Origin of the sequence: Methanohalophilus mahii DSM 5219 (assembly GCF_000025865.1) — an archaeon.
Lineage (GTDB): Archaea > Halobacteriota > Methanosarcinia > Methanosarcinales > Methanosarcinaceae > Methanohalophilus > Methanohalophilus mahii.
Window position 1 is genome coordinate 647,736 of the sequence record NC_014002.1, and the last position, 22,703, is coordinate 670,438.

Sequence of the window (22,703 nt, forward strand, 5' to 3'; positions counted from 1 at the left end):
TGCCTTTCACAAACAATATGTGGTATAGTAAAAAAAGTCTGTCATAGGATAATTCAGGCATACATCCCTGCCGACTCAGGAGACATGACAAGTGTATTTATCTCCTTTTTGTATTTTTCAATGCTTTTGAGGACCTCGTCGGTTGTCAGGGTTTCGGTTTCTATATCATTTAAGTCCGAGCGGGTTATGACATCAGGCATCTGTTTGCGCAATTTGACGATTTTGTTAAATACGCAGGCATTGACTATCCCTTTAACGTCAGCACCGGTTAGTCCTTTGCTGGCCTTTGCCAGTTTTTCATAATCCATTCCTTCCTCAAGGTTGCGTCCCTTTAAGTGTATATGGTAGATATCCTGCAGGGCTTTTTCATCGGGGAGAGGCACTTCCATTTTCAAATCAAATCTCCCCGGGCGCAGGAATGCCGGATCTATATGGTTTGGCCGGTTTGTAGCACCCATTATAATCACTCCTTTTGTACTTTCGATTCCATCCATTTCCTGCAAAAGAAGGGATACTATCCTTACTGTAACCTCATGTGAAGTGTCTCTCTGGGGCATTAATGCATCAATCTCGTCAATAAAAATCACCGATGGACTGCTAGCCTTTGCTTTTTCGAAAAGGGTATTCAAGTTTTTCTCTGATTCCCCATACCATTTGGAAAGTATGTCTGAACCATTTATGGAATAGAAGTTTGCATCCAGCTCTTTTGCAGCAGCTTTTGAAAGCATGGTCTTCCCGGTACCCGGCGGGCCGTATAACAGAATTCCACGAGGTAACTCTGCCTTGTAAACCTCATATATTTTAGGAAAACGTATTCCCAGATCGATTAGCATGAGTTGCTCTTTTGCTTCATCGCATCCTCCTACATCTTCAAAATCAATATCCAAAAATTCACGGGGTATGACTTCGAATTTTCCCTTTTCTCCTGTTTTATCTCCTTCTTTTTCTTCAAAAGAATGGGGTTTATACTCGGGTTCTCTCAGGGGCATTGGCACAAGGGATAGATCACTTTCTCCCTCGCCGGCTTCATATCCACAGTTTACAAGTATCTCGAGTATTTTCAGGAAAACAGGAATATTTTCTTTTAATTCGGCAGGGTCCAGAATAGAGGTTGAGGACATTTTGAATGTCTTTTTGGTATAACTGAGTATGTAGAGATTTTTGTTTTCCGTGTTGAATATGCGTAAACTTTTTTTAGTGCCTTCTATTGAATATTTATCTCCTGAAAGTTGTCTTTTTAATAATTCGATGGTTTTTTCAGTACTAACTTCGTCGCCGAGAACCATTCTTCCGTATATATCATAAAGTTCATCGTTGAAGGAATGTGGAGACACAAGGACAGCTGAGATTTCATAAATCTCGTCCCTTGTATGCAGGGGTGAAAGTAATGAAACAACATTTTCTTCGTTGATTGAGAAGAATATGTTATTATAATCCTTCATGCTCAGAACATCACTGTTTATCTTAAAAGGCATATTTCAAAGTTTGATTCCCGTCTTTTAAAAAGATTGCGGCATTCAGATAATGGTTTTTCTGATGGTGGTTTATGATTGAGGGCAGGCCCTTGGCCCATTTAGCAGGAATAAATATAACTATCATTAAACTCAAATTTATATTAATTAATGTTTATTGAGAGGTGACTACTATGAAGAAACTTATAACCATTCTAATGGCCCTATTTATCTTTTCCATGTCTGCAGGTGCTACCATTGTTGATGATATGAAAAGTGAGGTGGATGAATACAATGCCAATTCGGATGCCATCCCCTCTTCCCTGAAAGACATGCTGGGCAACGAACGCATCCATGTTATTATAGATATGAATAACGGATCTGCCTTAAATCTCACAGTCGTGACAGTCGATGGTAAGATTGTTGAGTTTGCCGAAATGGAAGAAAGTGAAGAATTTGAACCCACTCTTGTGGTAAGCACTGATGAGGGTACTGCAAGGTCTATAATGGATTCTGCTTCTCCAGCTCAGGTTTTTCTGGATGCTTATGACAGAGGGGATATTGAGATAACTTCTCCAAGTTTTACAAAAAAAGTATCTCTCACAGTAGGTAAATTTGTATTGAAAGTATCCCAGTGGCTGGGGTTCTACTGATATAATTCCCTGTCTATTTTTCTTTTTTATTTTTACTGTCTGGTTTTTCTACCAGAAACTACATAAAAGTTCATGCATAATTAGTTACAATTCTACTTATTGCATGTATGCTATTACTGGCATATTTTTGACCCGTATGGCCAATCAGACTTATCAATAAGAGGACATGAAGAGGTATTCTATGAAAGTTAAAATAACGGAAACAATTCTGAGGGATGCGCATCAGTCGCTTCTTGCAACCAGGATGCGTACGAGGAGTATGTTACCTATTATTGAAGAACTGGATGAGGTTGGGTATTATTCCCTTGAGATGTGGGGAGGAGCAACCTTTGATTCCTGTATCAGGTACCTCAATGAAGACCCCTGGGAAAGGCTGCATGAACTTAAAAAACATATGAACAACACATATGCCCAGATGCTTCTGAGAGGACAGAATCTTGTCGGATACAGGCATTATTCCGATGATGTGGTTGAAAAGTTCGTGACCAAGGCCTATGAAAACGGTATTGATATCTTCCGTATATTCGATGCTGTCAATGATATACGTAACATGGAAAAGTCAATTACCGTTGCAAAAGGATTGGGAGCCCATGTACAGGGTACAATCTGTTACACCACAAGCCCTGTTCACACTGTTGAAAAATATGTGGATTTTGCCAGTGAACTGGCTGCAATGGAATGTGATTCTATTTGTATCAAGGATATGGCAGGGCTTCTGGCACCAAATGAGGCCAAAGAACTGGTAAGTTCTCTAAAAAAGGAAGTTGGTCTGCCTATAGATCTGCACTGTCACTGTACATCAGGCATGGCTCCTATGACATACATGGCTGCCTGTGATGCAGGTGTAGATATATTGGACACTGCCCTGTCTCCCTTTGCCTGGGGTACATCCCAGCCACCCACCGAATCCGTGGTAGCTGCACTTAAAGGAACACCTTATGATACAGGTCTGGATCTTGGAAAACTTGCCGAAGTAAGCCGTTATTTCAAGGATATCAAATCCAAATACAGCGGAGTACTCAATCCGATATCCGAGCAGATTGATACCAATGTGCTTTTGTATCAGATCCCAGGAGGTATGCTTTCCAACCTTGTATCCCAGTTAAAGGAACAGAATGCTCTTGACAGGTATGATGAAGTACTGGAAGAGATGCCAAAAGTCAGGGCTGAACTTGGATATCCGCCTCTTGTAACACCTACAAGTCAGATAGTGGGTTCCCAGGCTGTCCTTAACGTTCTCATGGGTGAGCGGTACAAAGTCATTCCCAAGGAAGTCAAGGACTACGTGCGAGGCCTCTATGGTCGCCCACCATCACCAATCAGTGATGATATCATTGCTAGGATCATTGGTGAAGAAAGTCCAATCGATGTAAGACCGGCTGACCTGCTTGAACCGGAGTACGATAAAAGGAAAAAAGAAGCCGAAGAAATGGGTCTTGTCAAAAAGGAAGAAGACATATTGACCTATATCCTGTATCCGTCCATCGCTCCGAAATTCCTGCTTGGTGAGTCCAAGGAAGAAAAACTTGCACCTGCCAAACAAACCGCATCACCACCCCTGCCTCAGGTTTCCATACCTACCAGGTTCAAAGTGGAAGTGGATAATGAGGTGTTTGATGTACAGGTAGAGCCAATGGATGGTAGTGTTGTTGCAGTCGAGGAAAGCAGTTCAAAGACTCCTTCTGCCTCAGCATCTTCTCCTGGTGCTGTAACCTGTCATATGCAGGGTATGGTTCTCTCCGTTGACGTCAACATTGGAGATAATGTTGAAGAAGGAGATAAGATTGGTGTCATTGAAGCAATGAAAATGGAAAATGCCATTAATTCATCACATGGTGGTGTGGTCAAGGAAATCCTTGTTGCGGAAGGTGATTCCGTGTCAACGGATGATGTGATTATGATCATTGAGTGATTTAGCCGGAGGTTTTTCGATGTTTAAGAAAATACTGATTGCAAACCGAGGTGAGATCGCAATCAGGGTAATGAGGGCCTGCAAAGAGCTTGGTGTGTCCACGGTTGCGGTGTATTCCGAGGCCGACAGCAATGCCCTTTTTGCCAAATATGCGGACGAGGCATACTGTATAGGTCCACCTCCTTCATCCAGAAGTTATCTGAATATAGATTCAATTATCGATGTGGCCAGAAAGACAGGGGCAGAAGCAATTCATCCGGGATATGGTTTCCTTTCGGAGAATGCAAAATTCGCCAGCGCCTGTGAAAAAGCAGGTATTATTTTTATAGGCCCCTCGAGTGAAGTTATTGAAAAGATGGGTAGCAAGATTACTGCCCGCTCGGCAATGATCGAGGCCGGTGTACCGGTGGTTCCGGGTGATGGCAGGGCTATTGAGGACGATGCCACGGCAATTGAAATAGGTGAATCCATCGGATATCCTTTGATGGTGAAAGCTTCTGCCGGTGGTGGTGGTATAGGCATGAAAGTTGTTTATACTCCAGAAGAGCTGACCAGGGCACTTTCATCCATACGTAATGTTGCAGCTTCAACATTTGGTGACTCTACCGTCTTCATCGAAAAATATCTTGAAGAACCACGCCACATAGAGATACAGATATTGGCTGACTCTCAGGGCAATTGTCTCTATCTAGGTGACCGTGAATGTTCCATTCAGAGAAGACACCAGAAATTGATTGAAGAGGCTCCCTCTCCTATAATGACTCCTGAACTTCGCAGGGACATGGGTGAGGCTGCTGTCAAAGCTGCCAAAAAAATAGGATATGTAAATGCCGGTACTGTTGAATTCCTGTATTCAAAGGGTGATTATTATTTCCTTGAAGTAAACACACGTTTGCAGGTAGAACATGGAGTTACCGAACTTGTTACAGGCATCGATATAGTAAAACAGCAGTTGCGTGTTGCCTGTGGTGAAAAATTACCATTTACCCAGGATGATATTGAAATCAGAGGCTCGGCTATCGAATGTCGTATCAATGCCGAAGATCCGCTGAATGATTTCGCCCCGTCACCCGGTAAGATACGCAGGTATCGTTCAGCAGGTGGCCCCGGCGTGAGGGTTGACAGTGGTGTCCATATGGGTTATGTAATTCCTCCTTTTTATGATTCAATGATCTCCAAACTCTGTGTATGGGGGAGTGATCGTGAGGAAGCCATTGCGCGTATGAAAAGAGCCCTCTACGAATATGTGGTTGTAGGTGTTAAAACCAACATTCCTTTCCACAGAACGGTTTTGTCCATTGATGCATTCGCCAAAGGGGATCTGACAACACATTTTATTGATGACCACGATGTGCTTTCAGCTTTAGAGAAGGTCGCTGTATCTGATAGTGAAAGATGTGCAACTCTTTCTTCTGCTCTTGAGGATCGCAACAAGAAGATTGCTGCGATCAGCACTGCAGTTGGCTCATATATGAATGCTGCAAAAAGGCATGATATGAAAGGCTCAGATGAATGACGACAGATAACTTTTTTTATCTGTCCCTCTTTCTTTATTGCGGGGAGTTTTGTGGAGAATAAAAAGATTGAATTGATACGTCTTCTTTCTCAGGCAGATGGCAAGCCTATTTCCGGGGAACAGATTGGCAGGAAACTGGAAATTTCCAGGACCATGGTCTGGAAATACATTCAGTCGCTTCAAAGCCAGGGTTATTCGATTATCTCATCCCCTGGTAAAGGTTATATCTTAAACTCAGTTCCGGATTTTCTTTTGCCAGAACTTGTGCAAGCAGGCCTTGAAACAGATATTTTGGGCAAGGACATCCGGCATTTTATGGAACTTGAGTCCACCAACGATTATGCAAAAACAATTGCAAAAGATACAACCGAAGGCACGGTTGTAGTTGCGGAAGTCCAGAAAAAGGGACGTGGGAGAAGGGGGTTTGATTGGGTATCTCCTCACGGCGGGGTATGGATATCCATTGTCCTTAAGCCATCGATAGTTTCTGCGGATGCTTCAAGATTGACTCTTGTGGGTGGACTTGCTGTAGTTGATTCTCTGAAATCAATTGGTCTTACCCCGTCTCTGAAATGGCCAAACGATGTGCTTGTCAACGGCAAAAAGATTTGTGGGATTCTTACAGAAATGGAAGCTGAAATAGATCGGGTTGAATATATTGTTCTGGGTATGGGAATTAATTTAAACTTTAATACCGAGATGTTGCCGGAGGAAATCCGGGATGGTTCCACAACTATAAGTGATGAGCTTGGTACCTATGTGGATAGGCTTGAATTTGTCCGCTCATTACTTTATAATCTGGAACAGTATTATGTACATTTCAAGACACAACCCTTTGAGGAATTAATGGAAAGATGGATAGATTCTTCGGATACTATTGGTAGAAAAGTACGCATTGTTACTCCTTCTAAAATGGTGGATGGCAGGGCAATCGGGATATCCCCTTCCGGAGGTTTACTTTTGCAGAAAAACAATGGGTCAACCGAAGAAATTTTGTCTGGCCGCTGCATCTACATCTGACGGGGATTGTGATGAAGGATATTTCATCGTTTAAACTTTTTTATTATTTTATACTGCTTAATATTTTTTTATGCATTGTGGTAGCTGCCGAGGATCCGCAAGTAATCCTCAATGGGACTTCAGTTTATGTTAAAGCCGGAGAGACCTTCGATTTTGAGCAGGATTACTCTCTGCATGTCAAGTATGTCAACCCCGAAAGTGAAAGGGTATGGGTATCCCTTTCATTGAATGGTGAAAGTGTGGCGGATTCCATTCTGGGTCGGGGTGAGGTATTTACCTATTCCAGTAATTCATCACCTGTATTCAATATTACAATGGATAGGATATATTATGGTTCCAGTGGTGAGCTGGTAACTTTTGATCCAGTTTATCAATATGTAGATCAAAGGTACCCCTATAATCCGGATGATGAAAAGATGCAGAATAAAGTGCAAAATACATCTGATAATGAATCTCAAAATCAGAGAGTGCCTTTTTTAAATCCGACACTCCTGGTTTTGTTTGCCCTTCTGTTGCCCTATGTCTATGAACACAGGTAACTTTAGAGTTTGATATCTCCTTTATCCATAAGGACTCTCAGTTCATCTAGGCTGAGTTTGCCGGTCTTTTCAAATTTTTCTTTTGCGGCGACGTGCTGATCACTCTTTTTTTGTTCGTCCTTATGGGTCTGTATATCATTCAACCTATCAAGATAGATACTCAGTTCATCTCTCAAATTAGATATTTTTGTTTTGAGAGGATCTATCTTTTCACGGGTAGGAGCAATTACCTGGTAGGTTTCTTTGATCTGTGAATGGAATTTATCCGCTTCTTTACGGATCTCATCGACCTGTTTATATAGCTCTATCATATTCAAATGATGTTGCTGGGATTTTTCTGCAAGTTGCTTTATTTCCTTTGAAACATCTCTTTCCTCGTCACCAATATCCCTGGTATTTTCATAAATATTGATGACCTGGTTGTGGAAATGATTGGCAGCTTTTGCTGCTTCAAGACGCTTTTCCAGTTCGTTGAGTTTTTCAAAAAGGTCCTGCTCGTGTTTCAGGGGAATATCAGCGTTGAGGAATTTATCAAGGTCTTCTGCATAGGCTTTAGAAAGGGTTTCCAGACTCCCTTTTGATTGTTCGTTATACTGATCACGCTTTTTCTTGAGATCATTTATGTCTTTTACGACTTTATTCCTTTCACCAGCAACTTCATTCCTTCTGGATTTCAAATCAGCTATCTTCTTGTTGATATCATCACGTTGCGTTTTCTCTTCCCGTGCCTCTTTTGCAAGTTCCCTGACTTTTGCATTGAGCTCATTCCTTTTCTCTTTGAGTTCATCGATATTAGTTTTATGAAGTTTGAGCTCTTTGAAAACTCCTTTTAAACTCTTTTCATGCTGGGATATCTCTTTCCTGTAATTATTTACAGTATCTTTAAGTTCACGTTCTGTCATTGAAGATACATCTTTCATGCAACATCCCCCGCAATTGCTTCTTTTTGGTTTTTCCAGTACTCAAGTGCTTCTTTGTGGCTTTTGATCCTTCTTTCCAACCAATTATGCCTGGGTTTTTTTTCACCAAGTTCTTTATGGATTTGGTCCAGGTTTTCTTCGTTTTCCATAGATCTTTTCAGGGATTCTATTTCGGAGGAAGCGTTTGAGGCTTCTTGTATGCGAGCTTTTATCTGGCTGGTGTATTCACGGGTGTTATCGTTTTCAAGTTCGTCTATTTTTTCCAGGACATCTTGAATAGTTTTTTCTTCATTTTCCAGCTGCCTTGTCCTTTTTAACTCCTCTATGTCATCATTTGTGGAGTGCATAATCCGATTATCAAGTTTTTCGGGACAGGCCGTGAACATTTCTCCCAGCAGATTATTTGCCTGGTGATACAATTGCTGTTTTTTTTCTTTGAGCACTTCTAAGCGGTTTTTCTCTTCTTCTCTTTTCTTTTTAGAGTTGCTTATTGTATCCTCGAGTTTTTTTACTTCATTCTCAAGTTTACTGTACTCAGCATTGTACTCATTCAGAAACTTCTGGTGTTTTTCAATTACACCTTTCACCAATCCTTCTTTTCCAGGGAAGGGTGAATTTTCTTCAACTGCACTCTCATTCATCTTTAAAACCTTTCGTAGTCTTATATCCTGTATAATTGCGCATGTGGCACGCCATTAATAGTAATTATTGATTCAGGATCAATCATCCTGCATTCAAGGGCACATTCAATTGTTCTCTTGCCAAACAGATTAGCACTGGTTGCCCTTCCAAGTGCAGATTGCAATTGTTTTTCAGATACTATTTCCCCTTTATAGAAACTTTCTGTTATTTCGACAACAACATCCCCCTGATTCAATTTTTGCCCGATTAATTCCTGGTCACAGGCAGCAACGATCAGTCTGTCTCCGGTTCGGTGTTCTTTGAGGTACATATATATTTCCTCATACAAATCTTATATGTTTTTTATCAGGTGCCAGCAAATCACCTGTTCTTTTCATTTTTTGAATAAGTTCCTCTGCATGTTCCCTATCTATATTTTCAGCTGAGGCTTCTTCATAGACTTCATCTAAAGGTGCTTTACTGCCGGCATGTTTCTGACTTACATGCTTTATAATGTCCTGAAGAATGTGTATTCTGTCACGTTGGCTTTTACTCGTACCGGATGCTATAACATCCACATCAAGAGCTCCAGTGTCAGGGTCAACTCCAACCTGTTTCATACAGGCAAGGGCAATTTTTGTGGTCTGTTTTGCATCTTCGAGAGTCACAGTGTTGCTAAGCCTTATTCGGGCGCTGGATTCAGCAAGTCTGACCAGTGCTTCCAGCTGCCTTGCAGTGACAGGTACAGGAGAATCTTTGTTTTCCCCCATCTTACGTAGATCGAGATAGAAATTGACCAGATGTTGCCTAGCATCTTCTTCCATAATGGGGTAGACCATTCTGCGTGCATAGGCAACGTATTTGCGTAATAATTCCGTCTCGATTTCAGGTAGGATAACTTTTTGGTGAGAATTAACCTTTTCCTGCGTTATTGTAGAGGTGGATAATTTGTCCCATTGTTCATAAAGTTCTCCGGCATAATGGGATTTTAGAATATGGTTGGCTATATTTGTATCCATTTTTGTATCAGGTACATCAAGCAGGATGAAAATCAGATCAAATCTGGATATTAGAGCAGGGGGCATATTGATCTGTTCTGCAAGTCCTTCGTATCTGTCAAAACGCCCGTATTTGGGGTTTGCCGCTCCTAACAAGGCACAACGGGATTTCAGTGTTGCTAGGATTCCAGCTTTTGCTACTGAGATTGTCTGTTGTTCCATTGCCTCATGGAGCGCACTTTTGTCTTCCCTGCTCATCTTATCCATTTCGTCCACTGCGGCAATTCCCATATCTGCCATAACCAGGGCACCGGCTTCAAGTGTCCAGCGGCCGTCTCCCAGATCATCCTTAACCGCTGCTGCGGTCAACCCACTTGATGAGGCACTTTTACCCGAGGCAAACACGCCTCTTGGGGATAATTTCACCATGTATCTGAGTAACTGACTTTTCGCAATACCGGGGTCTCCTACAAGCAACAGATGAATATCTCCTCTAACACGTCCACCGTCAGGCAGGGACTTTGGGACTCCTGAGAATAACTGTAAAGTGAGTGCTTCTTTGATATTCTCATAACCATAGATTGAAGGAGCTATGGATTTTATAATTTTATTATATATCTGTGGATCATTGCTAAGTTCTATTATTTCGTCTTCTTCTTCTGGAGATATATCCAGTTCATCATATTCCTGATCCAGATATTCTATTGAATTGCAGTGTAAGACAAGATCGTAAAATGTGGATTTACCTTCACGTGTGGTTCGCTGATGGGATCTGAGGATACCGTTTACTACTACACGATCACCTGGTTTTACAATGCCAGCCAGTTCATCTTCAGCATCGCCATCAATACTCTGGGGCTGGCTCCCTCCTTTGAGACTTTCGGGTGATTCCTGTATCTGGAGCTTCTGGGCATCGATGAAATTGGATTTATCAATGAGAAGTTTGAATGGCCCTCTTTTGCCGCAACTCTCTTCTTCACATTCACCGGGTTCCACGAATTTAGGCCCGCTCTGGGGTACATAATTTACATTTTCACATCGCATACAGTAAAATGCCGCATTGGTGATCTTTGGACGTACTTCGGTTGCCTTGCGGATCATTCCTTCAACTGCAATGAACTTGAGAAGATGATTGCTTCTGAGATCACGTATCGTGACCTTGTTTGGAATACTGGTAAACTGGATGTGTGCATCATGCAGTTGTTTTTCAACAGGGATCTCAATTTGTTTAAGAGCTTCTTCAGCCGAGGGGATAACCTCATCCGGCGTTTGTAATAATTCTTCGGAAAGTTCCCTGTCGAATTGTTCCAGATCTGTAAAATTTACTTCTATACTTCGTAATTCCGGGTACTCGTTGGCAAGTTTAAGTATATCATGCCAGCAATATCGTTTAAGAAAATCCCGGAACTTATTTTCCCATTTCTCTTCCGTCATTAATATCAGTGCATACCAGATTTGAGTTCGGATTATAAAATCTTACAAGCTTTATCTATCTTTCGTATGTATCATTTCTTTGATCGTTGTATATCCCTGAGTACACCTCTTAATGTCTGTACTTCCCGTGGTGTCAATTCTGCGCGTCCGAATATCCTTTTCAACATAAGGGCCGTTTTTTCCATCTTATGTGTTGGGTGTTTTACATCTGCAAGCACCTGTTCAAAATGATCATATAACAATTGAAGATCAAAACCTTCAGCAATTGGTCTCTCGCCGATGGGGAGATTGCTCATCTCATACATTGCAATGGTTGCTGCATGGGAGATGTTCATTACGGGGTATTTTTCCGATGTAGGAATAGTCATTATCATATCGCATCTTTTGAGTTCTTCCCGGGTGAATCCATTATCTTCTCTTCCGAAAAGGAAGGCGATCTTTCCATTTGTTTCCCTGAATTTATCCCGGATCTCGGCGGGAGTGTATGCCGGCATGCGTATGTGCTGGTCGGTTTTTATACCCGCAATTCCCGATGTACCAATTACTATATCTGTATCTTCAATAGCCTCTTCCAATGTGTCTACTTTAGGGGTACTTTCCAGTAAATCACGTGCATGGCATGACATTGCTCTTGCCTGTCCTTCGAGCTTACAAGGATTTACAAGAACCAGGTCATCAAATCCGAAGTTTTCCATTGAGCGTGTAACCGAACCTACATTTCCCTGATATAGAGGTTCTACAAGTACGATTCTGATCTGCGGTGACATATCTTGCTTTTTGAATACGCTCTTTACTATAATATCTTGCGAATGGTTGCCTGTTTATTATCGATATTGATGCAATATTTCGTGTCAAAAAATGTTATATACTATACGAACAATCTACATTCTACTGCTTCAGCAGCATTATCATGGAGTGATTTTATGAGTATTGATAAAATATTGAAAGATACTTTCAAAGGGGAAACGACAGAAGTTGGATGGTACTTTGCCATGTCTAAACTGGCAGAGAGGGAAGGCTATCCGGAAGTTGCAGTTTACTTGCGCCAGATTGCAATGGATGAGGCCTGGCATGCTGCAGAAACTGCTGAGATTCTCGGATTGATCAAAGATTCTACAATTGAGAACATCAGGATGATGCTTGAAGGCGAAACCGCGGCAGAAGGCGAAAAGGGTGATGCTGCTAAAATTGCCAGGGATGAAGGCAATGAACGGGCAGCTCTTTTCTTCGAGAAAGCTTCCTTTGATGAGGCAAGACATAAAGAAGGCCTTAAAGGGCTGCTGAAAAGACTGGAAAAAGAGTGTTAATGGAGGGATTATTAATGTCAAAAGATATTCTTGAAAAGGGTGCCATTCTCCAGAGGGACCGTGAAACATTCGCTATTGCTCCCCAAACACCGGGAGGCATTGTATCGCCTGATATCTTACGTAAGATTGCTGACACTGCAGATAAATATGGTGCAGCTGCCATTAAACTGACATCTGCTCAGCGTGTCTGTATTGTAGGCCTCAAGGAAGAAGATATAGACAATGCCTGGGATGACCTGGGTATGAAACCGGGTGCTGCAATAGGTCTATGTGTGAGAAGTATTAAGATATGTCCGGGTACCACTTTCTGTAAACGTGGTCAGCAGGATGCTGTAACTCTCGGCCTTGAACTGGATGAGATATATCACGGAATGCAACTTCCTTCCAAATTCAAAATTGCGGTTTCCGGCTGCATGAATTCGTGTTCCGAACCGGCTGTCAGGGACATAGGTATCATGGGTACCCCGAAAGGCTATACTGTGATGGTTGGCGGTAATGCAGGAATTCGTCCAAGACTTGGTGATGTGATAGCTGATGAACTTAATGATGACGAAGTCAAAGAACTCGTTGATAAGATTGTCAGCTTTTACAAGACCCACACAAAAAAACATAGAATCGGACGCGTGATCGATGATATGGGTCTTGAAAATTTCAAAAGGGAAATAGGCCTGTAATTAAAAAGATTATATCCTTTCCTTTCCCTTCCTTTTTTCTAATTCTCCTCTCCTGTTTTGTTTTTTGCATAATGAAAATATTTAAATACAATTGTTACCACCAATAAACCATCTTATATTACTACTGCTAATAATTTTTGTAAAATAACTTTTAAAATGGTATCAGGAGATAGAATTTATGGCTATGGAATATTATTCTGGCATATCCGATGCTATGAGGATCACATTCGTGCAGGTCATGATACTGGCCACGATCGCGATTGTGATATTCCTCTATGGAATGTATATAAATTTGAAAAAATGGGGATTAGGTGCTGAAGGTTACGGGCAAAAGCCTTCCAAAGGCAGCATCTTTACTTTCCCGAAAACACTGGCCTATCAGCTGAGTGAGGATGGGCATGGTCATAAGCAGAATATCATTGTAACGCTTGTGCTTGATATTCTATTGCAACGTCGTATAATGCGCCGCAGTCCCCTTCGATGGTTCATGCACATTACCATTTTTGTAGGCTGGATGACCCTGTTCTTATTGTCTCTTCTCATGTTCCTTGTGGAATTACTCCACATGGCACACCTGGGAATCGGGCCTGAACCTGCAGTCTTCAGAGAATTCCTCGGTCCAATTAATGACCTGTTCAGCTACATTCTGCTTACAGGTATAATAATTGCAATCGCAAGAAGGCTCTTTATCCCGAGAATGCGTGAAGCTACCATTGCATATGACTCCATACTGCTTGGTGGACTGACCCTCATTACTGTTACAGGATTTATTGCTGATGGTATCAGGAACGGCACTTTCTGGGGCTTTGGTATCGAATATCCCTATGCTCCACCCGCGGCACTGTTCCATGTGATTATTTCCCTGCTATTCTGTATTGCTTACATCCCGTACAGCAAATATATCCACATGATTGCAACACCTCTTACTATCCTGGCCAACAAGGGAGGCGAATAAAATGGTACGTGATAATCCGTCTATTACAACGGAAAACCTTACAGCTGTCCAGCTTATGGAAATCGATTCCTGTACACGCTGTGGAGAGTGTGTAGAGTGGTGTCCTACCTATGATGCATCAGGTAAGGATCCAGGACTTGCACCAAGGGACAAGATTCTGCGCTGGCAGGAATATATGAAAAAATCCTATGGTCTGCGTGCCAGGCTCTTTGGGCCTAAGCAGGTTCCGGAGGAAGAAATTGACCAGTTCAAGGAAGATGTCTACGGATGTACAACATGTGCAATGTGTGCTACAGTTTGTGAATCCGGTATCAATACCGTTGAACTGTGGGAAGCAATGCGTGCCAATCTCGTAAAACGTGGCAATGGTCCTGTTGGAAAGCAGCCCATGTTTGTCAAACTCATTGGAGAATATGGCAATCCATACATGGCAGATCCCAAGGAACGTCTAAGCTGGGTCCCTGACGATGTAAAAATAGAAGATAAAGCAGACATTCTCTATTTCGGTGGTTGTACTGCAGAATTGAGACAGAAAAAACTTGCTTTTGCAACCGCACGTGTACTGAATCATCTGGATATTCCTTTCACCATGCTCGGTGAGGATGAACAGTGCTGTAATTCCGCTCTTGTAAGGACCGGTCAGTACGAAATAGAAGACATTTCCAGAAAGTCTGCCCGTAAAAATGTAGACGGTATCAAGGCAAAGGGTGCCACCAAAGTACTTTTCGCCTGTGCGGGTTGTTACAGGACTGCTCTTGTGGATTGGCCAAGGTTACTTGGTGAAGAACTTCCATTCGAGGTTATTCACATAACTGAGTACCTTGACAAACTCATCGATGAAGGTAAGATCAACTGGAAACAGCCCTTTGATAACCAAACTGTTACTTACCACGATCCATGCCACCTGGGACGTCACGTTGGGGTCTTCGAACCACCACGTAAGGTATTGCGCAGTATCCCCGGTCTGAACTTTGTTGAAATGGATCGTATAAAGGATAACCAGCGATGTTGTGGAGCAGGCGGTGGTGTCAAAGCAGGTATTCCGGATCTTGCGCTTGGTGTTGCCGAGACAAGAGTTGAAGATGCTCTTGCCAAGAATCCGGATATTCTTTCCAGTGCCTGTCCATTCTGTAAGAGAAACCTTTCTGATGGAAGAGACTCTGTCAAGGCAGAAGATCTGGAAGTCGAAGATGTCATTGTTTTGACCGCTGAGGCTCTTGGTATCGATCTTTCTGATTGTGAAGATCAGGCAAGATAAGCAACTCAAGGGGTTATACCCCTTTTATTTTCTCTTTTTAGAAACCTACATAAATTATCAGTTACGTCTTGTTGCTGCTATGCAAATTCCCTATGAGTTTTTAGGCAGGATATTCATATACCTGATAATTCTGGCTTTGGCAGGGATATTGTTGGCACTTATAGTAGGTGCTTACAGTTTCAGGAAAAGGCACATTATTTTCCCAAAATTTGTCCTTTTCATTCTCTATATGTTCTATGCTCCGGCCAAATGGATATGCAGAATGTTCCATATCAGGGATACTCTGGTTGATGAGATTCTGATCGAAATTCGCAATGCTGTAATGCTTGATGAATTTAGTAACAGTTCCGGTTTACGTGTTGTATTCCTGCCACAATGTCTCAGGAATGCCCGTTGTCCTGCACGTTGTGATCCAATTCATGGTTATGAATGTCGGCGATGTGGCCTTTGTTCCATTGGTTATATCAGTTCAGAAGCTGAAAAACGTGGCTTCCGCGTTTTTGTAATTCCCGGGGGAAGTTTCATTAAGAAGATCATAAAAAACTATCATCCTACTTCATGCATCGGAGTGGCCTGTTATAATGAGCTTACAGAGGCTATGGAAGAAGTTTCATTTATGCCTGTGCAGGGAATCTGCCTCTTAAAAGATGGTTGTTTTGAAACAGAAGTGGACGCCGAGGCTGTAATTGAAAAAATGGAGGCATGTAATGTACGATCTGATAGGTAAAGTGCTGCTAGGAGTCGTGGCAATATCTGTCTTTTTGAGTAGCCTTGCTCTTTTTGTCAGTCGTATCAGCCTTAATAGGCATGTACGTCTTGCAGGTATTTTTGCATGGATACTTGATTTATTCTACCTGCCTATCAAGTATTTCTTTTGCAAATTCTCTGATCCCCGTATCCTGGACAGCTGGATGGTTTCCCTGAAGAACATTGCTCATTATCAGGCTTTCAGTAGGACTCGTAACAGGATTATGCTGTTGCCACATTGCATGCGTTTTCTTGATTGCCCCGCCCATGCTTCACGATATGGTATACAATGCAAGGAATGTGGCAGGTGTATAGTTGGACAGCTAAAAAGGGATGCGCAAAGGTATGGTTATCATTTCTATATTATAACCGGTTCCTCATTTGTGAAGCATGTATTGAAAGAAAAGCCTGCAGATGGCATCCTTGTTGTTGGTTGTAATTATGAGATCAACAAGGGGATGCGTTTTCTACGAGGTAAAAATGTTATTGCTTATGGTGTTCCTCTTGAAAGTGATGGTTGTTATAATACCTCCATAAGTTACGAAAAAATTGCAGGCATTCTTGAAGAATTCGGTCCGGCTGGCAATAGTGTGTGAGTGAGGGGAGTAAGCTCCCTTCTGTTGATGCAAAGATGCATTGGCAGTATTCGGCTAAGCGTCACACCAAACGGGGGTTGTCCGAACAACACCATTGATCCCATTTCGACTTGCACCCGCGAGGATTCGCCGTTCCATCCGTACCCTGCGCGACCTCAATTTTCCATATCATTGCTTTAACGCAGGCCGGTATCGTTTCTGTGCCATCATGCGGTAATACCGCAAGAGCCGGTTTCCCGGCTGCCCGGGCTCTCGCCCGATACCCTTTACAGGTATTCGCGTGTTCGGAAGGTGGGGAGACTTTCCTCAGACCAGAAGGCCCGGAAACTGCCCTCCCTCTCTCACAGGGCCCTTAATTCATCGGATATATAGAAATACTTATCGCAATGATTTTTATTATATTCTTATTCAGGATTGAAATCCAGGGAAATGGAATCTATACAAAAGTGCTCTCCGGTGGGGGCCGGTCCATCATCAAAAACATGGCCTAGATGCCCGCCACAGCGGCTGCATATTACTTCGATACGTTTCATTCCCAGGGAATAGTCCGGTATTCTTTCAATGTTGTCTTCGGATATTGCTTCCCAGAAGCTTGGCCAGCCGGTGCCTGCGTCGTACTTTGAGGAGGAAGAAAACATTTCTTGGCCACACCCGGCACAGGTGTATATACCATTTTCATAAAAATCATTATATTTGCCACTGAAAGGTGCTTCAGTTCCTTTTTTCCTGAGGACACGAAACTGTTCTGCAGACAATCGTTTTTTCCATTCCTCTTCTGAAATTTGTTTCCATTCCTCGGGCATATTAAACCTCATAAAGACATTGCAAACGGCTGGATGAAGAATGTTTGGTAGGGCGATACAGCCGTTCGCAATAATACTAACATTGTGTTTGGGTTATATAACCGTTTGCCTGATGCACTACATGCCTCAGGGTACGACCAAGACTTGTGTTTTGGAATGCCTTACCACATTTTCTGCCACACTGCCAAGTAAAAGATGACTGATACCGGTTCTGCCAAGTGTCCCCATCACAATGAGGTCTATCTCGTTTTCCGTGGCAAATTTGACAATGCCATCTGCTGGACTTCCCTCAATTATTATGGGTTCTACCTCGACATCTGCTTTCTTTCCGGCGTCAACAACGTATTCAGTTGCACTTTTCCCTTCATCTTTAAGGTGATTGCGCAATGAATCGGCCCACCTTTCTCCGCGGGTTGCGATGGATACACTTACAGGCGGTAAAACGTAGACTGCCTTGACCTCTGCACCGGTTGCTTTTGCAAGTTCGATACCCCAATCGACAGCATTCTTTACATTCTCAGACCCATCGGTAGATATCATTATCTTTTCAATTTTCGTACTCATCAAAATACCCCTTTAAAATATTGTGACTATAATGCTATATGTCTTTTGGTTGCATTTTAATATATCACAATCTTAATTTATAGCTACTATCATTTATTCCCTGATGGGCGAAACGATTCTTGTTGCAGAGGATATTTTCCAGGATTATGGCTGCCTACATGCTCTAAATGGAATTAACCTGCGTGTGAAAGAAGGTGAATTTATTGCAATTATCGGTCCCAATGGAGCAGGCAAATCGACCCTTTTGAAAATGTTTGCCTCTCTGCTCTCTCCTACCAAAGGTACACTGCAAATCTTTGGAACAAAAGATCACGACAGAGAAGATGTAAGGGACAGAATGGGAATGCTTTCCCACGAAACTTTCCTGTATGACAACCTGACAGCTCGTGAAAACCTTCTATTTTTTGGAAAACTGTATGGCATGGAACCGGTTGCTCTTGCTCAGAGATGTGACTATCTTATCAGAAAAATTGGTCTGTGGAAAAGGGCCGAAGATCCTGTTAAGAACTTCTCAAGAGGAATGAAACAACGTCTGTCCTTTGCAAGGGCCATTATCCATGATCCTTCCCTTTTATTACTTGATGAACCTTATACTGGTCTTGACATGAATGCAGCTTTACTTATGGAAAACCTCCTTCTGGAAAAATCGGTTATGACGAAGATAATGGTAACTCATGATATGGACAAGGCATTTCATATGTGCAGTCGCCTGTTAATTATGGAGGCCGGGAATATTGTTCATGATGTGGGGGGCAACGACCCAAATGCACGTAAATTTGCCGAAGCCATCTGTTTTTCTGATGGAGGGCAATTTAAATGCTAAAAGGATTGAATATAGCCTTTAAGGATTTGAAAATTGAAACCAGGGCCAGGGAGATATTTATTTCGATGGTTGTTTTTTCGTTATTAATCCTTATTATCTTTAGTATTGCTTTTTCTGACCTGTTGTCTTCTGCCAGCAAAACTGCAACGGTGGCTTCGGGTGTGCTATGGATATGTTTCATATTCGCAGGGACACTGGGTTTAAACCGCACTTTTGCTACAGAGGTCCAGAACGGTTGTATGGACGGACTGAAAATGTGTCCCATTCCCCGCAATTCAATTTACCTCTCCAAGGTCATTTTTGTGTTCCTGCTGATGTTGCTGGTAGAGATAATTACTATCCCAATGTTTTCTGTCCTCTTTAATTACCAGTTTACTGGAATTATCTGGGTGGGGATAGTCATATTACTGGGATCCTTTGGCTTTGTTGTGGTGGGATGCCTGATATCTGCTCTTGTCGTACGTGCCCGTGCCGGGGAAATGCTGCTTCCTGTCCTGCTTTTACCTCTGTCCCTACCGGTGATCATCCCGGCGGTATCGGCTACATCGGGTCTGTTGAGAGGTGAGGACATACTGTCTTTAATATCATCTATCCGACTGCTGGTGGTCTATGACTTTGTCTTCTTTGCAGTTTCAATGCTGGTTTTTGAGTATGTCGTAGAGGATTAATATACAGTGAGTTCCATAGTCATGCAGACATCTGAAATAACCCTTACAAACCGGTGATGCTAGTTGCAGTGGGAAAAATATTCCAAACCATTTTACATGTTCACAGCCCTGATGCTTCTTGTAGCATTTTGGGCCATTTTTTTCTATCTGCCTGTCATGAAAGATCCGGCGGGTAATGTACTGGATACCAGTTTCAATATATTCTATTTCCACTTGCCGATTGCAATTGTTGCCTACCTGGCCTTTTTTGTGGTTTTTGTTTCGAGTATCCTTTACCTGCGTGAAAATGATTCAAAATGGGATATGGTATCTCTTTCTGCTGCAGAAGTAGGTGTCATATTTGCATTCCTTGTGCTCGCCACCGGCTCCATCTGGGCAAAAGCTATATGGGGTTGGTACTGGGTGTGGGAGCCCCGGTTAACTACCTCCCTTGTGCTTTTTCTTGTATATGTAGGCTATCTCATGCTCAGGACAGCCCTGGATGACCCTCTAAAAAGGGCCCGGTTATCTGCTGTTTTCGGGATTGTGGCCTTTGTATCGGTGCCTTTGAGTTTTCTTTCCATTCGTATCTGGAGAAGTGCCCATCCCCTGATGTTTGGAGGTTCTCTTTATGGTCAGGACGGAGGCGGGCTTGAAGGCAATTCTCTGCTCCTTGTGCTGCTTCTCAATATGCTGGCATTTGTGCTGCTGTTTATAAGCCTCACTTCCTTTAAGTTCCAAAATGAAAAGCTTGGAAGAGAACTGGAAATTGTTAAAGGCCGTTGAGTAAAGCATATATGCCCCTGGGAGCATGAATATTGAACTATGCTATTCGATCCGATCAATATTGAAGGTTTATCCATCCCGAACAGATTTGTACGCTCAGCAACCCATGAATGGCTGGCAGAGGAAGACGGTACACCCACAGCATCCATAGGGGATATCTATGAAGAGCTGGCCAAAAACGAGGTTGGACTTATTGTAACGGGATATTCCTACGTAAATCCTGCTGGGAAAAGCGATGATCTGCAGCAGGGTATCTATGATGACCGATTCATAGGACCGTACAGGAAGATTGTTGAGAGGGTCCATTCCTCTGGGAGTAAAATCGTACTCCAGATTGTACATGGAGGACGACAATCAATGGCACAGCACGGTTATCCTCTGCTTGCTCCTTCTGAGGTTGAAGACAGTTCCACAGGTAAACTCCCAAGGGCAATGACTGAAGAAGAGATCTTGGAAACCATTGATGATTTTGTTAATGCTACCCGCAGGGCAAAAGAGGCAGGTTTTGATGGAGTACAACTGCACTGTGCCCATGGTTTTTTGCTGAGCAGTTTTATTTCACCCTATACCAACAGGCGTGAGGATAAATGGGGGGGCTCTGTTAAAAACCGTACACGTATAATCACCGAGATAGTGCGCCGTATCCGGGAGGATGTCTCCGCCGATTATCCTGTAATGGTCAAACTGAATGCAACCGATGGTTTCGATATATATTCTGGTCATATTAGCCTGGATGCACCTGAATGCGTGGAAATTGCTGCCCTTCTTGAAAAAGCAGGGGTATGTGCCATAGAGGTAAGTGGTGGAATTGTTGAGGCTGGTTCTGTAATGTCCCAGCCCGGGGTTGATACAGAGGAAAAGGAAGCCTACTTCAGACGCTATGCCAAAATGATAAAGGACACTGTAAGTATACCTGTAATACTGGTAGGAGGTATCCGCACAAGAGCCGTTATGGATGAAGTCTTAAGGGTTTATGCGGATATGGTCTCCATGAGTCGTCCGTTCATCAGTGAACCAGACCTTGTGAAAAAACTGGAAAAAGGAGCAGATGGGGCACGTTGTGTTTCATGTAACCGTTGTTTTGATAAAGGTGGCATTAGGTGCAATTATGATTTCGACTCTTAAAAACAGCATCATTTTAATAATAAGCAAGAAATACCTGCCGTCATAAACATTCTTAATTTCTCTGCAGGTCAACTTACCCTATATATAGGGCGTTGTACATCTTGTAACTCATGCGACTTGATGTATATCTTATAGAAACCGGCTTTTTCAGTTCCCGGGGAAGGGCCAAGAAGGCAATAAGTGAAGGCCATGTGAAAGTTGATGGGAACGTTATAACGAAATCTTCCCGTGAAGTGTCCGAGTTCAATGAAATAGAAGTGGATGAAGGGCTCGATAAACCCCGGGGATATTTTAAACTTCGTAACATACAGGAAAAATTCGATTTGATCAAAGAAGGTGATAGCGTATTGGATCTGGGTTCCAGTGCCGGAGGTTTCCTGATGTTTGCATGTGAACTCGGTGCAAATGCTGTAGGGATTGAATACAGCCGCCATTTTCGCTCAGAACTTGGAAGATTGGCTTATGAAAATCCAAATATAACCATAATCCTTGATGATGTATTTACGATGCCTACTTCGAAAATACCGGGAAGTCCCTTTGACGTATTGCTTACCGATATGACTCTTGAGCCAGAGGCTTCAATAGAGGCTCTCGGTAAGGTGCTTCCTCTTCTCAAGGAAGGTGGAATGATTTTTCAGGTAATTAAGCTGGGCAGAGGAAGGAATAAAAACCGCCTGGTTGAAAATATAAAATCGCTGGGTATCGAAGTCCTGGAAGTCCTGGATTCTGCCCAGAGGGAATTTTACGTAGTGGCAAAAAAGACATGAGGAAGTTATGCTGCTCAAATTTTATGGCAAGGGCAGGCCTTACAGGCTTTTTGCTGCAGGGATGCATGGTGGGGAGTGGAAAGACACTTCCAGCCTCCTGATGAAGTTGCAGCCTCCACTATCAGGTTCTCTTTTTCTGTTTCCTCTTGTTGATCGGGGCAGGTACCTCTCAACTCTTCAGGAAGGCTATTACAAAGGTCCCGGTTCTAAAATTCCTGTTTTTGTGAACAATTGTGCGCCTGAGATATATATTGAGATTCATTCCTATTCAAAGCAGAATTTCCATAAACTTGCCGGAAGGGATCGTATTTCCAGGACAGGGGTTCCTCCTTACAGTGTGCTGGAAGAAGGCCTGCTGCTTGGTTCGGTGTCTCCTCATATCAGACTACATTTCCCCAAAGAGGCCCTCTGCCTATCTCTGGAGGTCCAAAGGGATAATCCTGCATCATATGAACTTGCACTTCATATGCTTGCCAGGATGAAAGAGTGTAAGGGTCGGGATGATTTTATTGCCTTTTTGAAAAAAAAGTATCCATCTGCGGCTCTTAAGGCAATTGAAGATTACAAAAAGTTTTATGGCCTGTGAA

Annotated in this window: 25 protein-coding genes and 1 other RNA gene; 17 read left to right on the forward strand and 9 right to left on the reverse strand. The window is 42.6% G+C overall.

Features of this window, described 5'->3' with window-relative positions:
* Window positions 1–53: 53 nt before the first annotated feature.
* Complete coding sequence (locus tag MMAH_RS03115; RefSeq protein ID WP_013037087.1) at window positions 54–1,475, reverse strand: ATP-binding protein; 1,422 nt, start codon at window positions 1,473–1,475, stop codon at window positions 54–56.
* Window positions 1,476–1,645: 170 nt separating this feature from the next.
* Between MMAH_RS03115 and MMAH_RS03120 the strand changes: the two genes are divergently transcribed.
* The 5 genes from MMAH_RS03120 to MMAH_RS03140 all read left to right on the forward strand — a co-directional run bounded on the left by MMAH_RS03120 (window position 1,646) and on the right by MMAH_RS03140 (window position 7,091).
* Complete coding sequence (locus tag MMAH_RS03120; protein WP_013037088.1) at window positions 1,646–2,104, forward strand: hypothetical protein; 459 nt, start codon at window positions 1,646–1,648, stop codon at window positions 2,102–2,104.
* 181 nt (window positions 2,105–2,285) lie between these two features.
* Complete coding sequence (oadA, locus tag MMAH_RS03125; protein ID WP_013037089.1) at window positions 2,286–4,016, forward strand: sodium-extruding oxaloacetate decarboxylase subunit alpha; 1,731 nt, start codon at window positions 2,286–2,288, stop codon at window positions 4,014–4,016.
* A gap of 19 nt (window positions 4,017–4,035) precedes the next feature.
* Window positions 4,036–5,532: an acetyl-CoA carboxylase biotin carboxylase subunit gene (locus MMAH_RS03130; RefSeq protein ID WP_013037090.1), complete on the forward strand. Its 1,497-nt coding sequence runs from the start codon at window positions 4,036–4,038 to the stop codon at window positions 5,530–5,532.
* A gap of 51 nt (window positions 5,533–5,583) precedes the next feature.
* Entirely contained in the window at window positions 5,584–6,552 is a 969-nt protein-coding gene (locus tag MMAH_RS03135) for a biotin--[acetyl-CoA-carboxylase] ligase (RefSeq protein WP_013037091.1), read from the forward strand.
* A gap of 77 nt (window positions 6,553–6,629) precedes the next feature.
* On the forward strand, window positions 6,630–7,091 hold the full coding sequence (locus tag MMAH_RS03140) for an S-layer protein domain-containing protein (RefSeq protein ID WP_172632570.1): 462 nt from the start codon (window positions 6,630–6,632) through the stop codon (window positions 7,089–7,091).
* 2 nt (window positions 7,092–7,093) lie between these two features.
* On the opposite strand, the gene MMAH_RS03145 is transcribed toward MMAH_RS03140, so the two are convergent.
* The 5 genes from MMAH_RS03145 to MMAH_RS03165 form a co-directional block, all read right to left on the reverse strand.
* Window positions 7,094–8,011, reverse strand: coding sequence for a coiled-coil protein (locus MMAH_RS03145; protein WP_013037093.1), 918 nt, complete (start codon window positions 8,009–8,011; stop codon window positions 7,094–7,096).
* Window positions 8,008–8,652 (reverse strand): V-type ATP synthase subunit I domain-containing protein, encoded by a 645-nt coding sequence (locus tag MMAH_RS03150; protein ID WP_013037094.1) that lies wholly within the window; start codon window positions 8,650–8,652, stop codon window positions 8,008–8,010. Before MMAH_RS03150 ends, MMAH_RS03145 begins: the two co-directional genes overlap by 4 nt.
* Before the next feature lie 20 nt (window positions 8,653–8,672).
* Window positions 8,673–8,963 carry a DUF424 domain-containing protein gene (locus MMAH_RS03155; RefSeq protein WP_013037095.1) on the reverse strand — a complete coding sequence of 97 codons (291 nt, stop codon included), beginning with the start codon at window positions 8,961–8,963 and terminating at the stop codon, window positions 8,673–8,675.
* Window positions 8,964–8,973: 10 nt separating this feature from the next.
* Window positions 8,974–11,064 carry a minichromosome maintenance protein MCM gene (locus tag MMAH_RS03160; RefSeq protein WP_013037096.1) on the reverse strand — a complete coding sequence of 697 codons (2,091 nt, stop codon included), beginning with the start codon at window positions 11,062–11,064 and terminating at the stop codon, window positions 8,974–8,976.
* 71 nt (window positions 11,065–11,135) lie between these two features.
* Complete coding sequence (locus tag MMAH_RS03165) at window positions 11,136–11,831, reverse strand: RNA methyltransferase (protein ID WP_013037097.1); 696 nt, start codon at window positions 11,829–11,831, stop codon at window positions 11,136–11,138.
* Window positions 11,832–11,987: 156 nt separating this feature from the next.
* Here MMAH_RS03165 and MMAH_RS03170 point away from each other — a divergent pair, with 156 nt between their 5' ends.
* The 6 genes from MMAH_RS03170 (at window position 11,988) to MMAH_RS03195 (ending at window position 16,601) form a co-directional block, all read left to right on the forward strand.
* A complete protein-coding gene (locus tag MMAH_RS03170) occupies window positions 11,988–12,371 on the forward strand; it encodes a ferritin-like domain-containing protein (protein ID WP_013037098.1) in 384 nt (127 codons plus the stop codon).
* 14 nt (window positions 12,372–12,385) lie between these two features.
* A complete protein-coding gene (locus MMAH_RS03175) occupies window positions 12,386–13,045 on the forward strand; it encodes a nitrite/sulfite reductase domain-containing protein (protein WP_013037099.1) in 660 nt (219 codons plus the stop codon).
* 178 nt (window positions 13,046–13,223) lie between these two features.
* On the forward strand, window positions 13,224–14,000 hold the full coding sequence (locus MMAH_RS03180) for a disulfide reductase (RefSeq protein ID WP_013037100.1): 777 nt from the start codon (window positions 13,224–13,226) through the stop codon (window positions 13,998–14,000).
* Window position 14,001: 1 nt separating this feature from the next.
* Window positions 14,002–15,258, forward strand: coding sequence for a (Fe-S)-binding protein (locus MMAH_RS03185; protein WP_013037101.1), 1,257 nt, complete (start codon window positions 14,002–14,004; stop codon window positions 15,256–15,258).
* A 79-nt stretch (window positions 15,259–15,337) separates the two neighbouring features.
* The gene (locus MMAH_RS03190; protein WP_013037102.1) at window positions 15,338–15,985 is read left to right on the forward strand and encodes a DUF116 domain-containing protein; all 648 of its coding nucleotides are present in this window, start codon (window positions 15,338–15,340) and stop codon (window positions 15,983–15,985) included.
* Window positions 15,966–16,601, forward strand: coding sequence for a DUF116 domain-containing protein (locus MMAH_RS03195; protein WP_013037103.1), 636 nt, complete (start codon window positions 15,966–15,968; stop codon window positions 16,599–16,601). Before MMAH_RS03190 ends, MMAH_RS03195 begins: the two co-directional genes overlap by 20 nt.
* Here the strand turns inward: MMAH_RS03195 and rnpB are convergent.
* The 3 genes from rnpB to MMAH_RS03205 all read right to left on the reverse strand — a co-directional run bounded on the left by rnpB (window position 16,600) and on the right by MMAH_RS03205 (window position 17,968).
* Window positions 16,600–16,944: RNase P RNA component (gene rnpB, locus MMAH_RS10245), an RNA gene on the reverse strand. The genes MMAH_RS03195 and rnpB overlap by 2 nt on opposite strands.
* Before the next feature lie 61 nt (window positions 16,945–17,005).
* The gene (gene msrB, locus MMAH_RS03200) at window positions 17,006–17,404 is read right to left on the reverse strand and encodes a peptide-methionine (R)-S-oxide reductase MsrB (RefSeq protein WP_013037104.1); all 399 of its coding nucleotides are present in this window, start codon (window positions 17,402–17,404) and stop codon (window positions 17,006–17,008) included.
* 126 nt (window positions 17,405–17,530) lie between these two features.
* On the reverse strand, window positions 17,531–17,968 hold the full coding sequence (locus tag MMAH_RS03205; RefSeq protein ID WP_013037105.1) for a universal stress protein: 438 nt from the start codon (window positions 17,966–17,968) through the stop codon (window positions 17,531–17,533).
* A gap of 103 nt (window positions 17,969–18,071) precedes the next feature.
* Here MMAH_RS03205 and MMAH_RS03210 point away from each other — a divergent pair, with 103 nt between their 5' ends.
* The 6 genes from MMAH_RS03210 to MMAH_RS03235 all read left to right on the forward strand — a co-directional run bounded on the left by MMAH_RS03210 (window position 18,072) and on the right by MMAH_RS03235 (window position 22,702).
* Window positions 18,072–18,791: an ABC transporter ATP-binding protein gene (locus tag MMAH_RS03210; RefSeq protein WP_013037106.1), complete on the forward strand. Its 720-nt coding sequence runs from the start codon at window positions 18,072–18,074 to the stop codon at window positions 18,789–18,791.
* Window positions 18,785–19,459 (forward strand): heme exporter protein CcmB, encoded by a 675-nt coding sequence (locus MMAH_RS03215; RefSeq protein ID WP_013037107.1) that lies wholly within the window; start codon window positions 18,785–18,787, stop codon window positions 19,457–19,459. The genes MMAH_RS03210 and MMAH_RS03215 overlap by 7 nt, the downstream gene beginning before the upstream one ends.
* Before the next feature lie 96 nt (window positions 19,460–19,555).
* Entirely contained in the window at window positions 19,556–20,224 is a 669-nt protein-coding gene (locus MMAH_RS03220) for a cytochrome c biogenesis protein (protein WP_013037108.1), read from the forward strand.
* Window positions 20,225–20,263: 39 nt separating this feature from the next.
* Complete coding sequence (locus MMAH_RS03225) at window positions 20,264–21,349, forward strand: NADH:flavin oxidoreductase (protein ID WP_013037109.1); 1,086 nt, start codon at window positions 20,264–20,266, stop codon at window positions 21,347–21,349.
* Between the two features lie 110 nt (window positions 21,350–21,459).
* Window positions 21,460–22,116, forward strand: coding sequence for a S4 domain-containing protein (locus MMAH_RS03230; protein ID WP_013037110.1), 657 nt, complete (start codon window positions 21,460–21,462; stop codon window positions 22,114–22,116).
* 7 nt (window positions 22,117–22,123) lie between these two features.
* Entirely contained in the window at window positions 22,124–22,702 is a 579-nt protein-coding gene (locus MMAH_RS03235; RefSeq protein WP_013037111.1) for a DUF2119 domain-containing protein, read from the forward strand.
* Window position 22,703: the final 1 nt, after the last annotated feature.

Bases quoted from the DNA above. Each gene is read 5' to 3' on its own strand.
- MMAH_RS03190 (WP_013037102.1), top strand. From the start codon at position 15,338: ATGCAAATTCCCTATGAGTTTTTAGGCAGGATATTCATATACCTGATA.
- MMAH_RS03145 (WP_013037093.1), bottom strand. From the start codon at position 8,011: ATGAAAGATGTATCTTCAATGACAGAACGTGAACTTAAAGATACTGTA.
- MMAH_RS03185 (WP_013037101.1), top strand. From the start codon at position 14,002: ATGGTACGTGATAATCCGTCTATTACAACGGAAAACCTTACAGCTGTC.
- oadA (WP_013037089.1), top strand. From the start codon at position 2,286: ATGAAAGTTAAAATAACGGAAACAATTCTGAGGGATGCGCATCAGTCG.
- MMAH_RS03130 (WP_013037090.1), top strand. From the start codon at position 4,036: ATGTTTAAGAAAATACTGATTGCAAACCGAGGTGAGATCGCAATCAGG.
- MMAH_RS03180 (WP_013037100.1), top strand. From the start codon at position 13,224: ATGGCTATGGAATATTATTCTGGCATATCCGATGCTATGAGGATCACA.
- MMAH_RS03115 (WP_013037087.1), bottom strand. From the start codon at position 1,475: ATGCCTTTTAAGATAAACAGTGATGTTCTGAGCATGAAGGATTATAAT.
- MMAH_RS03155 (WP_013037095.1), bottom strand. From the start codon at position 8,963: ATGTACCTCAAAGAACACCGAACCGGAGACAGACTGATCGTTGCTGCC.
- MMAH_RS03235 (WP_013037111.1), top strand. From the start codon at position 22,124: ATGCTGCTCAAATTTTATGGCAAGGGCAGGCCTTACAGGCTTTTTGCT.
- MMAH_RS03170 (WP_013037098.1), top strand. From the start codon at position 11,988: ATGAGTATTGATAAAATATTGAAAGATACTTTCAAAGGGGAAACGACA.
- MMAH_RS03205 (WP_013037105.1), bottom strand. From the start codon at position 17,968: ATGAGTACGAAAATTGAAAAGATAATGATATCTACCGATGGGTCTGAG.
- MMAH_RS03150 (WP_013037094.1), bottom strand. From the start codon at position 8,652: ATGAATGAGAGTGCAGTTGAAGAAAATTCACCCTTCCCTGGAAAAGAA.
- MMAH_RS03165 (WP_013037097.1), bottom strand. From the start codon at position 11,831: ATGTCACCGCAGATCAGAATCGTACTTGTAGAACCTCTATATCAGGGA.
- MMAH_RS03220 (WP_013037108.1), top strand. From the start codon at position 19,556: ATGTTCACAGCCCTGATGCTTCTTGTAGCATTTTGGGCCATTTTTTTC.
- MMAH_RS03175 (WP_013037099.1), top strand. From the start codon at position 12,386: ATGTCAAAAGATATTCTTGAAAAGGGTGCCATTCTCCAGAGGGACCGT.
- MMAH_RS03120 (WP_013037088.1), top strand. From the start codon at position 1,646: ATGAAGAAACTTATAACCATTCTAATGGCCCTATTTATCTTTTCCATG.
- MMAH_RS03230 (WP_013037110.1), top strand. From the start codon at position 21,460: ATGCGACTTGATGTATATCTTATAGAAACCGGCTTTTTCAGTTCCCGG.
- MMAH_RS03160 (WP_013037096.1), bottom strand. From the start codon at position 11,064: ATGACGGAAGAGAAATGGGAAAATAAGTTCCGGGATTTTCTTAAACGA.
- MMAH_RS03215 (WP_013037107.1), top strand. From the start codon at position 18,785: ATGCTAAAAGGATTGAATATAGCCTTTAAGGATTTGAAAATTGAAACC.
- MMAH_RS03225 (WP_013037109.1), top strand. From the start codon at position 20,264: ATGCTATTCGATCCGATCAATATTGAAGGTTTATCCATCCCGAACAGA.
- MMAH_RS03210 (WP_013037106.1), top strand. From the start codon at position 18,072: ATGGGCGAAACGATTCTTGTTGCAGAGGATATTTTCCAGGATTATGGC.
- msrB (WP_013037104.1), bottom strand. From the start codon at position 17,404: ATGCCCGAGGAATGGAAACAAATTTCAGAAGAGGAATGGAAAAAACGA.
- MMAH_RS03195 (WP_013037103.1), top strand. From the start codon at position 15,966: ATGTACGATCTGATAGGTAAAGTGCTGCTAGGAGTCGTGGCAATATCT.